The 13,823-nt window shown below is 46.0% G+C and carries 10 protein-coding genes; 2 read left to right on the top strand and 8 right to left on the bottom strand.

The features are described from left to right. Positions 1 to 10: 10 nt before the first annotated feature. The 6 genes from ACLHR0_RS05075 to ACLHR0_RS05100 all read right to left on the bottom strand — a co-directional run bounded on the left by ACLHR0_RS05075 (position 11) and on the right by ACLHR0_RS05100 (position 8,961). On the bottom strand, positions 11 to 1,555 hold the full coding sequence (locus ACLHR0_RS05075; RefSeq protein WP_436485127.1) for a RagB/SusD family nutrient uptake outer membrane protein: 1,545 nt from the start codon (positions 1,553 to 1,555) through the stop codon (positions 11 to 13). A gap of 20 nt (positions 1,556 to 1,575) precedes the next feature. Beyond that, positions 1,576 to 4,932 (bottom strand): SusC/RagA family TonB-linked outer membrane protein, encoded by a 3,357-nt coding sequence (locus ACLHR0_RS05080; protein WP_436485129.1) that lies wholly within the window; start codon positions 4,930 to 4,932, stop codon positions 1,576 to 1,578. Positions 4,933 to 5,137: 205 nt separating this feature from the next. Beyond that, positions 5,138 to 6,133 (bottom strand): FecR family protein, encoded by a 996-nt coding sequence (locus tag ACLHR0_RS05085; RefSeq protein ID WP_436485130.1) that lies wholly within the window; start codon positions 6,131 to 6,133, stop codon positions 5,138 to 5,140. Between the two features lie 365 nt (positions 6,134 to 6,498). Further along, positions 6,499 to 7,062 carry an RNA polymerase sigma-70 factor gene (locus ACLHR0_RS05090; protein WP_429062589.1) on the bottom strand — a complete coding sequence of 188 codons (564 nt, stop codon included), beginning with the start codon at positions 7,060 to 7,062 and terminating at the stop codon, positions 6,499 to 6,501. A gap of 256 nt (positions 7,063 to 7,318) precedes the next feature. Continuing rightward, complete coding sequence (locus ACLHR0_RS05095) at positions 7,319 to 7,954, bottom strand: peroxiredoxin (protein WP_370908448.1); 636 nt, start codon at positions 7,952 to 7,954, stop codon at positions 7,319 to 7,321. Positions 7,955 to 8,334: 380 nt separating this feature from the next. Then, positions 8,335 to 8,961: a hypothetical protein gene (locus tag ACLHR0_RS05100; RefSeq protein ID WP_436485133.1), complete on the bottom strand. Its 627-nt coding sequence runs from the start codon at positions 8,959 to 8,961 to the stop codon at positions 8,335 to 8,337. 139 nt (positions 8,962 to 9,100) lie between these two features. Between ACLHR0_RS05100 and ACLHR0_RS05105 the strand changes: the two genes are divergently transcribed. Beyond that, a complete protein-coding gene (locus ACLHR0_RS05105; RefSeq protein WP_436485135.1) occupies positions 9,101 to 10,105 on the top strand; it encodes a helix-turn-helix transcriptional regulator in 1,005 nt (334 codons plus the stop codon). Positions 10,106 to 10,153: 48 nt separating this feature from the next. On the opposite strand, the gene ACLHR0_RS05110 is transcribed toward ACLHR0_RS05105, so the two are convergent. After that, a complete protein-coding gene (locus ACLHR0_RS05110; RefSeq protein ID WP_429042264.1) occupies positions 10,154 to 10,876 on the bottom strand; it encodes a LolA family protein in 723 nt (240 codons plus the stop codon). A gap of 109 nt (positions 10,877 to 10,985) precedes the next feature. On the opposite strand from ACLHR0_RS05110, the gene ade reads away from it, so the two are divergent. After that, the gene (gene ade, locus ACLHR0_RS05115; protein WP_436485137.1) at positions 10,986 to 12,626 is read left to right on the top strand and encodes an adenine deaminase; all 1,641 of its coding nucleotides are present in this window, start codon (positions 10,986 to 10,988) and stop codon (positions 12,624 to 12,626) included. 56 nt (positions 12,627 to 12,682) lie between these two features. Here the strand turns inward: ade and ACLHR0_RS05120 are convergent, their stop codons facing one another. Then, positions 12,683 to 13,774: an anhydro-N-acetylmuramic acid kinase gene (locus ACLHR0_RS05120; protein WP_436485139.1), complete on the bottom strand. Its 1,092-nt coding sequence runs from the start codon at positions 13,772 to 13,774 to the stop codon at positions 12,683 to 12,685. Positions 13,775 to 13,823: the final 49 nt, after the last annotated feature.

Raw genomic sequence — 13,823 nt, forward strand, 5'->3', positions numbered from 1 at the left:
TTGAAAACTATTAAAAATACCCGGGGTTCTGGATGATCTTTGGATTGAGCCCGACCTCGTTTTGTGGTATGGGGAACAACAGGTGATGCTGATCGATCACGTATGCATCTGATGAAAGATAGGGTAGTTGTTCCCTGATTTTTACGCCAAAGGTGTTGATCACAGATATTGCCTTACCACTTCTGAGCAGGTCTGTCCAGCGATGGTTTTCAAATGCCAGCTCCACCCTGCGTTCGTGAAAAATAGCGGCACGCAGCTGCGCAGCATCTGTATTCGTGTAGTCGGCCAGTCCCGCTCTTCTCCGTACTCTGTTCAGTGGCGCCAGTGCGTCGGACGATTTACCCTGTTCATTTAAGGCCTCTGCCAGTAACAATAATGCGTCGGAAAAACGATAAATTGGGAAGTCGTCACCAGATCCGGTAGGTGATTCCAACGGAGCATGCAAATACTTTTTTATGTAGGGAACACCAATTTTCCCCGTTGCAGACACGTAATTGATGATGCTTTTGGCAGCTGAATAATTGAAATACCTGCTGGCGTCGTAAGTACCTTCAGCAATACCGATAGATGCATCCAGGCGTTTGTCGCCGGATTCAAAATCATTGATCAGATCATCGCTGGGCGTATTCCATCCACCTGTGCCCGTATTGTCAATAGAGATACCTGTTAACAGTTTGGTATCCTTACTTCTTGGTAAAAAATTAAAAGGCAGCACATTAGGCGTAGCTCCTGTTAGTGTACCGCCGAGAAACTGGATCTCAAAAACAGATTCCTTACCATTCTTATTGGCTGGCATAAATGCATCTGCATAGTTGGCGTTAAGGTCATAACCCATAGCCAGCATACTGTTTAACAGCTTCTCCGCGTCCGACCATTTTTTCTGTAAGGCATACACTTCCGCAAGCAACAGGGTAGCCGAACCTTTTGTAGCCTCTCCTGTTTGCGGAAACTTTGAAGGCGGCGCCAACTCGGCGATAGCGTCCTGTGCATCAGCAATGATCTGGGCATATACTTCTGCTTCAGTTGAGCGGGCCTTAAATGCGTCTTCCGCCGTGGTTACTTCTTTTATAAACAGTGGAACCCCACCGTATAACCGTACGAGTTTAAAATAATTCAGGGCCCTTAAAAATTTGGCCTGTCCGTCCAGGGTTGCTTTTACCTCATCTTTAAGATCACTGCCTTTTAGTCTTTCAATAATGATATTACAACGGGAGATTCCGGTGTAACTATGCTGCCAGGTGGCGGCAACATAAGCATTAGTAGAAGTATTGGTAAAATCGGAGATGTTTTCACGTTCCACGATGGAAGTACCCCTGTTACCAGGTATAGCCTGGTAAATGGTGTTATCCGAGTGCATCTCTGAAGTAAAGTAATCATTCACAAGCACATCTCTGAGCGGCGCATAAGCAGCCACTACGGCCGATCTGAACTGTTGTTCTGTTTTATAGAATACGCCGTCGGTATACGTATCTTCCGGCGCCCGTTCAATAAAGTCCTTGGTGCAGGATGTTGTTGCTGCACACAAAAGGGCAATCACTGCATATAGCTTTTTCATATTTTGTCAGCGTTAAATGATTATTTAAATGTGGTGGTGAATCCAAGAGAAAAGGTTCTTGGTATAGGGTAGGCATTTTCATCTACACCAACACCTGAGGTAGGATCGGCTCCGCCCACATTTATTTCCGGATTCATCCCTGAATATCCTGTTAATACAAACGCCTGCTGCACAGAAGCAAACACCCGCAGGTTCTTTATCATTGCATTTCTTAAAGGCACGGTGTATCCGAGTGTTATATTTTTAGCGGTCAGGTAAGATCCGTCTTCAATCCACTGGCTGTTTACCTGCCGTCCCATGGCCGTGGTACCTGATTTGGTACGCGGATAAATACCGGAACCTGGATTCTCTTCTGAGCGCCAGCGGTCGGCCGCTGCGGCTAACAGAAGACGTGAACCGTCCATGTTGGTTTGATACGCCCATTTAGCGGCGTTCAGGATCTTTCCGCCAACAGAAAAGGTCATGTCAATATTCAGGTCAAAGTTTTTATACCGGAAGTTGTTGACGATACCACCGGTAAATGCAGGTGTGGGATCGCCAATAAAAGTGCGGTCGTTCACGTCGTCAATTACGCCGTCGCCGTTGATGTCCTTTACTTTTATGGTGCCGATATCCGAGTTACCATTGGGCTTGGCGGTGGTACTTAAATACTTGGGGGAGTTGGCCAGGTCGGCAGCATCTTTATACAATCCTTCAAAAACAAATCCATAAAATTCACCCAGATGGTGCCCTACCTGCTGACGGTAATAATCAGAACTCACCGTTACATTTCTCCTGATATAACCGGGATCCACGAGGTTGGTGATCAGGTTTCTGTCGAAAGACAGCACCAGGTTAGTGTTCCATTTCAGGTTGCCTGTGAGGTTTTTAGAACTTACAGAGAATTCATGTCCCCACATTTTGAGTTCGCCCACATTAAAAATGATCTGGCTAAACCCGGACGATGTAGGTATGGAACGTTGCTGAATGAGGCCGTCGGTTAATTTGCGGTAGTAATCGTAAGTAAAGGTGAGGCGGTTATCTAATACGCCCAATTCCAGGCCAATGTCAAACTGTTTGTTACGCTCCCATCTCAGGTCTTTATTGGGAAGCCGGTTGATGGTTTGCCCCTGGGTAACCACGTTATTAAAGTTGTAGTAATAAGTACCTATAGTGGCCTGCGGATCATAGTTGCCGGCAAAGAAGTTATTACCTGTGATGCCGTAACTCGCGCGGAGCTTGAGGAAGTTAACGCCTTTTACATTTTTCATAAATGATTCATCGCTAACAACCCAACCTGCGGCTACAGACGGGAAGCTGCCCCACTGAGTATTCATTCCGAACTTTGACGATCCATCGCGCCGGAGTGCTGCCGACAAAAGATATTTCCCTTTATAATTATAATTCACCCGGCCTATTGTTGACAGCAATGAATAAGATCCCGCACCACTGCTGCCGGTAACACTGGTAGCAGCGCTCAGGTATTCAATATCATCGCTGGTAAAACCCAAACCTGTAAGGGTATTGCTATAGCTGCTGAATTCCTGCGCAGAATAGCCTACCAATGCTTCTATATTATGATCCTTAAAGAAGGTTTTATTATATACGAGGTTTCCTTCTGCGGTCCATGAACCGTTATCAACCGCCGAGCTGGTTCCGGTAGTTTGCCCCTGTGTACCTGTCACCAACCCTGACTGGAAATACTTACGGGTTTCAGCTCCTTTATCTGCCGCCAGATTAGCCTTGACACTTAGTCCCGGCAAGAATTCATAGTTCAGGTAAACGTTGCCCAGTATGCGCGTTGTTTTATAATCGTCGTTGGTTAATTCATAGGTAGCCAGTGGGTTGATATAGGCCACCATACCGGGAGAAGAAACGTTGCGAGTGTAGGTGCCATCTGCATTGTACGGACTTGCCAGCGGGCTGGCCTCGAAGAACCTTTCAAAGTATCCTCCCACCCCATCACTGTTCAGCCGGTTATTATGATCCAGCCTGTAGCTGGGCGCCAGGTTAAAACCTAATTTGAGTTTATTATTTTCAGTAGTAAAATCCTGGTTAAAACGCATGGAATATAACTTGGTGCCGGTATTGATCAACACGCCCTGTTGCTCCTGGTAGCCGGCTATTACGGTGGAGGAAGAGTGTTCGCGGGCCGACCGTACCGTGAGGTCATAACTTTGAATGGGGGCTGTTCTGGTTAACAATTTAAACCAGTTAGTTCCTTCTCCATACTGCTCAGGGTTGTCGTAAGCCGCATGATAGTCCGCAGATACTGAATAGCCAGGTTCATACTTCAATCCATCTTCTGCACGTTCTTTCATGAATGTTGCAAACTCTCTTGCCGTCATCATCTTCGGCAACTTACCTGTTGGAATTTTCTGTAACCCATAGTAGCTTGAAAATTCAATTTTCGCATCGCCTGGTTTTGCATGTTTGGTAGTAATGAGTACCACACCGTTTGCGGCTCTTGATCCATACAATGCGGTAGCGGAGGCGTCTTTAAGAAAACTATAGCTTTCTATTTCCGCAGGGTTGATGTTGTTGATACTTCCTGTGATGGGGTTGCCATCAATTACAAAAAGCGGCTGGTTGCTTGAGTAAAAAGAGGCCGCGCCACGGATAATAAAGCCCATACCACGTCCGGGCTGGCCGCTGGTTTGTGACACCTGCACACCTGCTACTTTTCCCTGCAACTGCTGGGCAAACTGTGTTACCGGCATATCCTGCAGGGAGGCTGCTTCTACTGTTGCAATGGAACCTGTGATCTCGCGGCTTTTCTGTTTACCGTAACTAACCACCACTTCTGTGAGCTTGTTATCAGCCAGCTGCATGGAAAAATCAAGCGAGGTGGTTTTTCCTTCTTTTATAACAATGCTGTTCGATTTCTGAGATCTGAACGAAACATAAGATACTTCCAGTGTATAGTTGCCGGGTTTAAGATTGAACGTATAATCGCCGTTAGCATTGCTTTGAACAACCTGGCCGGTTTCCAGCGCCCTGATGGTTGCACCAGGCAATGGTGCTCCTTTTTCATCCACCACTCTTCCTGATAATTTACCCGGCTCCTGCGGAACAGGTTTGGTATCAATCACAACATAGCCTTCTACCAATTTATAATCGAGGCTGGTAGATTCCAATACTTTTTCGATCAGGTATTTTACGGTGGAATGATCCGAATCAATACTGATTTTTTGCTTGAGACCTGCCATCAGTTTTTCCGGCAGTACAAACCGGATCCCGCTCTTTGCCTGGATAGCCAACAGGCTTTCCTTCACGCTGGCACGATCCAGCTTAACAGCAATTACTTTGTCCAGTTGCTGGGCACGGGCATTTCCAGCCAGCAGCACGCCAATAAATGTGAGCTGTGCGATTAAAAGTATACATGAACATCTCATCATAAACTTAATTGTGGGATGTAATCCTTTTTGCATTAATTTTTGTATTAGTAGTTGGCCCGGCGTCAGCCGGAATCGTTGTTAATTCCTTTCGCTTTATTCTTGTGTTGCCCTGGGCAGGCATACTGTTTTCACAACAGCGCATACGATGTCCGCATCCAATTATGGACAGTTTTTTTTAATACATATCGTTTGTATATTTTAAAGTTTAGCGAATAACGACTTCCCCGTTTTTCATTTCATAGCTGAAATGGCCTGCTACGGCCAGCACGTTCAATATTTTATCTATTGGTACTTTGGCATCCAGTGTCAGCGTCATTCTTTCCGCTGATTTTGTGTGTTGCTTAAATGTGATCTTCACATTGTACCACCGCTGTAATACTTCTGAAATATCATTGAGTGAAGTGTTGTTAAATGTTAACCTGGCTTCCTTCAGATCCTGTACTTCTTCCGGATCAACTGTTTCCCTTTTTATCTCACCGTGATCAAACAACACTTTTTGTCCGGGTGTTAAAACTGCCAGTGATCTTGAAAAGTCATGGTGTATCTGGTCTACCTTTACTTTACCAGTGGCCACTTCCACCAGTAGTGGTTTGTTTTTAAATGCTTCTATTTTAAAAGAGGTGCCCAATACTTTGGTTTGCACATCGCCGGTATGAACGGTGAATGGTTTATGTTTCTCTTTCGTTACTTCAAAAAAAGCTTCTCCATACAAATAGATATCCCTGGTATCCCCGGAAAAATTCTCCGGATACTTCAGGCGACTGCCCGCACCGAGGTATACCACGCTGCTATCAGCAAGCATTATTTTTGACCGCTGTCCATTCGGATTATAGCTTTCTGCGAAAGCCACCTGACGCCCTTCTTTATTACTTAAATAACTGATGGTATAAATACCCATACAAGCCAGGATCAGTCCAATCCAGATGGCAGCATTCCTCAGAGATAGTAAGCTTGTACGCCTGGTATTCACATATCCTATTCTTTCCTGCATTGATTTTTTTAAATCCTCTTGCCGGGGATGAACAGATTTGTTATTTTCAAATACCGCCCAATCTTTAGCGGCATTTGCCGACAGGATCTCGTCCAGCAGTTTTTCTGATGCGGGATCTTTCAGCAACAGGTTTACCAGCCGCTCCTCTTCAGCGGAACATTCACCCGCTAAAAATTTCTCAATTAATTCCCGGTTTATTTGTCTCGACATTCTGGTTTAACAGCGTACAAAAGGTCCCTGTTAATCATATAGGGACAAAAAAAATGACAAGGGGCTATTCGATGTGGAAGAAAAAACAGAAACATAATTTACCGGGGATATTATTATATAGATAAAAAATATCATGGACGGAGACATAATCTGTAACCCAAATCCAGGATTATTTACCTGGCTGTATAGCTATTTCAGGACGGAACAGTGTATTGGAAGTGTATTGGAAGTGTATTGGAAGTGTATTGGAAGTGCATGGGGAGTGCATCAGGAGTGCATGGAGAGTGCATAGATGCTCCATGGTATACGCAGGTTTCAGGCATGGGAGAAGTAACCGTGAAATATTGGCTGCATTATCCCGGGGGCTAACCTAACCTGGCATTATGGTTACTAAGCTGCTTTCTGAAATGATTCAGGGAAAACTTAATATGGTTCTTCACGGTATTAACAGAGATCTTGAGGTCATTGGCTATTTCAGCGTGGGTTAAATCTCCTTCCCGGCTCATTTGAAATACAATTTTGCGCTGGGGGCTCAGTGAGTCGAGATGGAAATGATATTTCTCTTCCAGTTCCCTGGAGTCCAGTTCGTGATCGGCAGGGGTAGCCACAAAGGAAAGATTATTTTCAATAAACGCTATCGGCGCTATTGAAACTGCTTTTTTACGGATGGCTTTAATCGTAGCGTTTTTGGCGGCTCTGAATATGTATGGCTTAAATTCGCCCGCTATTTGTAACGTATGTCTCTTGTCCCATACCCACATCATCAGGTCCATTATTGCTTCTTCTGCAAAGTATTCATCCTTCACATAACCAAGCGCGTAATTGTACAGTCGTCCGAAATAACGATCAAATAAAGTATTAAATGCTTTGAGATTGTCGTTGGTACATTCTTCCAGTAGCTGCTTATCTGATAGTAAACGATATTCCATAAAAATGGATTGAATGTATTTTTCAGCAAAACTAGCGTCCGGCGGTTGTTTTTATACTACGTGGGATGTTAACTGTGCATTAATAAACTGTTACCTCCATATAAACTTTGATGGGAGAAGTGCAGGGGTGTTCCGGAACTGAAAGCACCGGCGGGTACAGGGCATAAAAAAAACGGGGAGAAATCCCCGTTTCGTAAAAATCAAAAACCAACCATTAAAAAATCTTTATAGAAGCAGCCTTCCGGCTCTTTAAGTATTATTTGTTGGGCTGTGGTGTTGTTCTCAGGTAAGGCTTAATAATTTTATGGCCTTTCGGAAAACGTGCAGGAATGTCTGCTGTTGGCACCGCTGCCGTAACGATTACGTCTTCACCATCTTTCCAGTCGGCCGGTGTAGCCACGCTGTATTTAGCGGTCAGCTGCAGGGAGTCCAATACGCGGAGCACTTCGATGAAGTTTCTGCCGGTAGAGGCCGGATAGGTGATGATAAGTTTTATCTTCTTGTCGGGTCCTATGATAAACAAGGATCTTACCGTAAATGTTTCAGAGGCATTTGGATGAATCATATCATACAGGTTTGCCACTGTTTTGTTTTCATCTGCAATAATAGGAAAAGTTACGTCACACTGTTGTGTTTCATTAATATCATTTATCCAGCTCAGGTGTTTATCCAATGGATCTACGCTGACAGCCAGTACTTTAGTATTACGTTTTGCAAACTCGTCCTTTAACAAAGCTGTTTTACCCAGTTCGGTTGTACATACTGGTGTAAAATCTGCAGGGTGGGAAAACAAGATACCCCAACCTTCACCCAGGTAATCGTAAAAATCTATTTCCCCTAAAGTGGTATTGGCTTTGAAATTAGGAGCAGCGTCTCCCAGTCTTAAACTCATAGCTTACGATTTTAATTGACCAAAAATAGCATTTTCCTACAAAATTTATAGACTTTAAGGGATTTTTTTCAGAATTTTGCGGTTTTTTTTTCCGGGGCAAAGGATTTGGGGGCTAACAAACAATGGAAATCAGGGGTTAATTCAAACGGGATACCAGGGCTAACACCAATGGATATCAGGGGTTAACATAAATGGATGCAAGGCATGGCGGTTAACGTAAATGGATACCGGGGTTAACATAAACAGATGTCCGGGAATTAACATACATGGACACCGGGGCTAACATAAAGGGATGCTTTTTCATCAATGTGCGTCTTTCAGGGTTAACGTAAACGGATTATCAGGGTTTTCAACAGATAAAAAATATGGCTAATAACTATTTAAGTATTTGAGGTATACAGCTGCCAGGCATAATATGCCATACTGAACTTATTATCATCTTCCAGTGCGGCCATTACCCGGGCAGCGTTTTCCCCCAATTCTAATTCGATAAAACCGAGATACAGGTTATATGCGTCATGAAGCATCTGGATACAATACTCCATTTTCTCATTGGCATCGTTTGAATTGTACCGGGCTGCAGGCGGTAAGGTAGGCAGGGTGGGTACCGGCATCTGGATCACACGTTCTATATAATAGCACTCTTCATCGGCATAGGCCTCCCAGTTATCATCCTGCTGCAAACAGGGCCTCCTCATGTGAAATACGAGGTGGTCGAATACCACGGCTCCACCCAGCTCTGCTTCCAGGTCAATGATGTCCGGTGTGCGGCGCATGTCTTCCAGTTTCTTTACAATCGTCATCTGCACCGCATCGTGCTTGTCCTGGCTGAAACGCAGCATGGTGTTCATTACTTCGTAAGTAGTTACAAAATCGCAGGGATACCACACCTCATCCAGTAGCGCCTGGCCCCAGAGCGTCAGGTAATTGGAATCATCCATAATGATCTGCCCAATTGAAATGGCCTGTACCTGCGTAATTGCTGTAGTTGTATTTACCTTATTCATAACCATCAGGTTTTAATAACACTACAAATTTACCGACGCCGCACGCAAGGGATTTGCGTAGTGATCTTTTAATGATATTTTTTTTAATCCTCGTCGCAAAAGCGGGAATTGTTTATTTTTATTATCTAAATTTTATCTTTTGCCAAAGAACAAAGACGCGGTGTCGCGCTACCGCTGGATCGACGAGCGGTTGCGCAGCAAGCAGAAGCCCAAACCTACCCTGGATAACCTGATTGAATATGTATCGGACAAGATGGGCACTGCAATTTCTACCCGCACTATCCAGAAAGATATCCAGGATATGCGCCAGGACCCTGAACTGAACTATATGGCGCCTATCGTTTACGAACGTAGCAGCGGCACCTACCGCTACTCAGACGATAGCTTTTCTATCAGTAATTCCCCTATTGAAGAAGCAGATCTCCAGGGGCTGGAAATTGCCATTGGTATACTGGAACAATTCCGGAGCCTCCCGGTGGTACAGCAGTTTGAAGATGCCATCCTGAAAATTGCCGCCAGCCTCAAAATGAACCGGGAAGCCCTCCAGCATAAAGGACTCATCAAATTTACCCGGGCATCCCACTACAAAGGCGCAGAACATATCCCCGAAATAGTAGACGCCATCAAAAACCTGGAAATAATCCGCATCGCTTATCAGAGCTTCGACCGCGATGAACCCAAGGAGCACTGGGTGGAACCATATCACCTCCGCGAATACCAGCACCGCTTTTACCTCATCGGGAAAAGCCAGCAAACCCGCGGTGGCGCAGTGGTTACCTTTGCGCTCGACAGGGTGGTGAAACTCTGGCCCACCAATAAGCATTTTGATGAAAAGAATTTTGATGAAGCCAGCTACTTCCAGCATGCAGTAGGCATTACCGTACACGACGGAGATCCCGAACATGTACTGCTGAGCTTTACACCACGGCAGGGAAAATACATCAAGTCGCAGCCCATCCATACTTCCCAGGAAATAGTGGAAGACAACAGTGATGAATGCCGTATATCCCTTAACGTTGTTATTAACCCGGAACTTACCATGACGCTGCTCAGCTATGGCGCCCAGGTAAAAGTGCTGAAACCCGCACACCTGGCTAAGAAAATGGCTGAAGAAGCCAAAGCCATGGCGGCGTTGTATAAATAATACTGTAGCCCGCTATTGCGCCCGCGGGCGCAATAGCGAAACAACCTCTTAAGGATTTGGTTTGGTAAACAAACTATCTGCTACCGGCTGATTCGTTTCAATTTTCAGGATATTGATTTTAACCCCGCCAGGATCCTGCTCTGTAACACCCGGATAAGTAAGCCCCTCCGGCGTTTTCTTGTAATCAGACAACAACGTTACCAGCTCCATATCCTGTCCCTGTACATTCATATGATTGGTAGCCTTTACCAGCAGATAAGTTTTCGCATCCAGGTAGGCAATACCCGATGTTCCATCCGCTGCCGTGATCTTCAGCTTATATGCCGGCGACCCGTTCACCGAATCCTTCCCCAATAACTCTATCTTTTTACCTTTGTTCTTGTAATCATACAGCTCTCCTCTCACATCCAGCTGGGTTTTCATCAGCTTCAGCATTTCAGGATTCATCTCCTGCGGCGTTGTTTGCTGCATCACCGGCATCAGGCTCCAGCCCGCATTACGGGTTACTACCTGCACATTGCTGGTGCCATTCACCGTAAACTCCAGCCGCATGGCTTCATCCTGCTTCACCCACCGCTTTATAGGAACGGATTGCCCCTGTACTTCCATATTTCCCTCTACATACTGCGACTTAATTCCTTTTAACTTCGCCTCACCTCCCATCGCCACAATATTCTTTGCGATCAATTCATCTGCAGATTGCGCGCTGGTGCAATAACCAGCGATCAGTAAAGCTGCTAACAATGTATAAAACCTGGTTCCTGTCATCATAAAAAATTTGTTTTTCCCTGATAAATAAAAATATCCTAAGCACATCCGGCATCTCTTTCCAAAAAATACGCCAGCATTGAAAATACGACCTATTCCTTAGCTTTGCAACATGAATACATTCCAGATCTCAGGCAACCTGGTAGATATACTGCAACAGGAAATATATCCGGCTACTATACATATTACGGATGGTTATATCAGCAGCATTGAACGCAACAATAACCAATACACCACTTACCTGCTCCCCGGATTTACCGATGCGCATGTACACGTGGAAAGCTCTATGCTGATCCCTTCCGAATTCGCCAGGCTGGCCGTTGTGCACGGCACTGTGGCCACCGTAAGCGACCCCCATGAAATAGCCAATGTGATGGGCGTAAAAGGTGTGGAATACATGCTCGAAAATGGCAGGAAAGTTCCCTTCCGGTTCAACTTCGGCGCCCCTTCCTGCGTACCGGCCACCATTTTTGAAACCGCCGGAGCGGTAGTCACCGTGGCCGATATCGAAGCTTTACTTCAGAGAGATGATATCAGGTACCTGACGGAAATGATGAACTTCCCCGGAGTACTGCATAAAGACCCGGAAGTACTCGCTAAAATAGCCGCCGCCAAAAAAGCCGGTAAACCCGTGGATGGCCACGCTCCCGGCCTCCGGGGTGAAACCGCGGCAGCATATATTGCCGCTGGTATCAGCACCGATCACGAATGCTTTACCATCGAAGAAGCGAAAGACAAACTGCAATACGGCATGCATATCCTCATCCGCGAAGGAAGCGCTGCCAAAAACTTTGAAGCATTGTACCCGCTGCTGCACGACCACGCCTCACATATTATGTTTTGCAGCGATGATAAGCACCCCGACAACCTTGTAGAAGGCCATATTAACCTGCTGGTAAAGCGTGCATTAGCTTATGGCGTTGATCTTTTCAAAGTATTAAGAGCCGCCTGTATTAACCCGGTACTGCATTACAAATTAGACAATGGTTTGCTCCGCGTGAACGACCCTGCAGATTTTATTGTAACAGATGACCTCCAAAACTTTAACATTCTCGCCACTTATATCAATGGCGTGAAAGTCGCGGAAAACGGACAAACGCTGATACCTTCCATCCCTTCATCTCCCGTAAATAATTTTATAGCAGACCCGGTAACCGCTGCCGATTTTCGTATGCCCGTTAACGATAGCAATGCAAAAGAAGTAACGGTGAAAGTAATCGGCGCTATGGATGGGCAGCTGATCACCAATGCCCTTACAGCGGTATTGCCGGTTACCAACGGCGCAATAGCAAGTAATACCCAACAGGATATCCTGAAACTTGTAGTAGTAAACCGCTATAAAAAAGCGCCGCCGGCCATGGCATTTATCCATGGCTTCGGCCTGCAAGAGGGCGCCATCGCCTCTTCTGTGGCACACGACAGTCACAACATTATTGCGGTAGGTACCGATGATGAAAGTCTCGCTGCGGCTATCAATACCGTTATTGCAGCACAGGGCGGCATCAGCGCGGTGGGGAATAATGCGACACATGGACTTCCCCTACCCGTAGCAGGACTGATGAGTAACCTCGACGGATATACGGTGGCAGCCCAATACAGTGCGCTCGACAAAGCCGCAAAAGACCTGGGATCCACGCTGGCATCACCTTTTATGACCTTATCATTTATGGCGTTACTGGTAATACCGCATTTAAAACTGAGTGACCTCGGACTCTTCGATGGAGATAGTTTTCAATTTACAGCAACGCACTAGCGCATAAAAAAAGCAGCGGTTACTTCCGCTGCTTTTTTTATAGCAATAATATGAGGTTAATGGGTGGTCCACAGCGCGCCGTTAATAGAGTCGCGGGAAGCCCCGGTAACCCCGCTCAGCACATTATCCTCCTGCCTCCAGCGTAATGTTCCGATAAGCGCCATGATCAACGCCTCTTTGAAACTAACGGTTTGCTCATCCGGCACTTCCACGGTAATTCCCAATGGCTCCAGCTGTTCCCGGATCGTATTCACCAGGAAAGTATTAAACGCACCGCCACCGGTCACCAGCATCTTGCCTGGCCCCTCCGGCATTTGTGCCTTCAGCGCTTTTACCGCCCCGGTGATCTGTACCGCGATATGCTCTACATAAGTGCGCAGCTTACCCTGCACAGAAATGCGCAAAGGCGCTATCAGCGGCAATATGGTATGGGTACCAAAATCGTTCGCCAGTGATTTTGGCCACGGTCTGGTGTAATAATCAAGTTGATTCAACTGTTCCAACAGACTGTTGTCGGCCACACCACCGGCAGCCAGTGCGCCGCCATCATCGTAGGGTTTATTCAGCGCTGCCGCCAATGCATTCAATACCCTGTTGGCGGGGCAAATATCAAACGCCACAAACTGTTCGGGCAGCTGCGCCGAAATATTGGCAATACCGCCCAGGTTAAGCCAGTACTGATATCCCGGTAACAGGTACTTTTCGCCAATGGGAACAATGGGAGCTCCCTGGCCACCCAGGGCTACGTCTACCGCACGGAGGTCGTTGATAACAGGTAACCCCGTTACTGCTGCAATGGCCGCACCATCTCCCAGCTGGGCAGTCATTTGCTGCGCAGGCATATGAAAAGTAGTATGACCATGCGATGCGATAAAATGAATTTTATGATCCAGCTGGTTCTTTTCAATGAAATCCAGGATACGCCGGCCGGTATAATGGCCGTATGCAGTATGTAACAGCAGGTAATCCTTTGCCGGCAGGGAAGTGGCCTGTGCCAGCTGCTCCACCCATTCCGGCTCATACGGCAGGCTTTCGGAGGCCTTGATAACATAGGTCCATTGTCCGCGTATCTCGGTCAGTTCTGCAAAAACTATATCTAATCCGTCTAATGAGCTACCAGACATGGTGCCAATCACGTTATATACCATCGACAAAAAATTTCAGCAAAGGTAGTTTTAAAATATTTTTTTAACGATT

The organism is Chitinophaga sp. ARDCPP14, assembly GCF_051362515.1.
GTDB lineage: Bacteria > Bacteroidota > Bacteroidia > Chitinophagales > Chitinophagaceae > Chitinophaga.

Coding starts and splice junctions, on each gene's coding strand:
- ACLHR0_RS05085 (WP_436485130.1), bottom strand. CDS start 6,133: ATGTCGAGACAAATAAACCGGGAATTAATTGAGAAATTTTTAGCGGGT.
- ACLHR0_RS05095 (WP_370908448.1), bottom strand. CDS start 7,954: ATGAGTTTAAGACTGGGAGACGCTGCTCCTAATTTCAAAGCCAATACC.
- ACLHR0_RS05090 (WP_429062589.1), bottom strand. CDS start 7,062: ATGGAATATCGTTTACTATCAGATAAGCAGCTACTGGAAGAATGTACC.
- ACLHR0_RS05080 (WP_436485129.1), bottom strand. CDS start 4,932: ATGATGAGATGTTCATGTATACTTTTAATCGCACAGCTCACATTTATT.
- ACLHR0_RS05100 (WP_436485133.1), bottom strand. CDS start 8,961: ATGAATAAGGTAAATACAACTACAGCAATTACGCAGGTACAGGCCATT.
- ACLHR0_RS05075 (WP_436485127.1), bottom strand. CDS start 1,555: ATGAAAAAGCTATATGCAGTGATTGCCCTTTTGTGTGCAGCAACAACA.
- ACLHR0_RS05120 (WP_436485139.1), bottom strand. CDS start 13,774: ATGGTATATAACGTGATTGGCACCATGTCTGGTAGCTCATTAGACGGA.
- ACLHR0_RS05110 (WP_429042264.1), bottom strand. CDS start 10,876: ATGATGACAGGAACCAGGTTTTATACATTGTTAGCAGCTTTACTGATC.
- ade (WP_436485137.1), top strand. CDS start 10,986: ATGAATACATTCCAGATCTCAGGCAACCTGGTAGATATACTGCAACAG.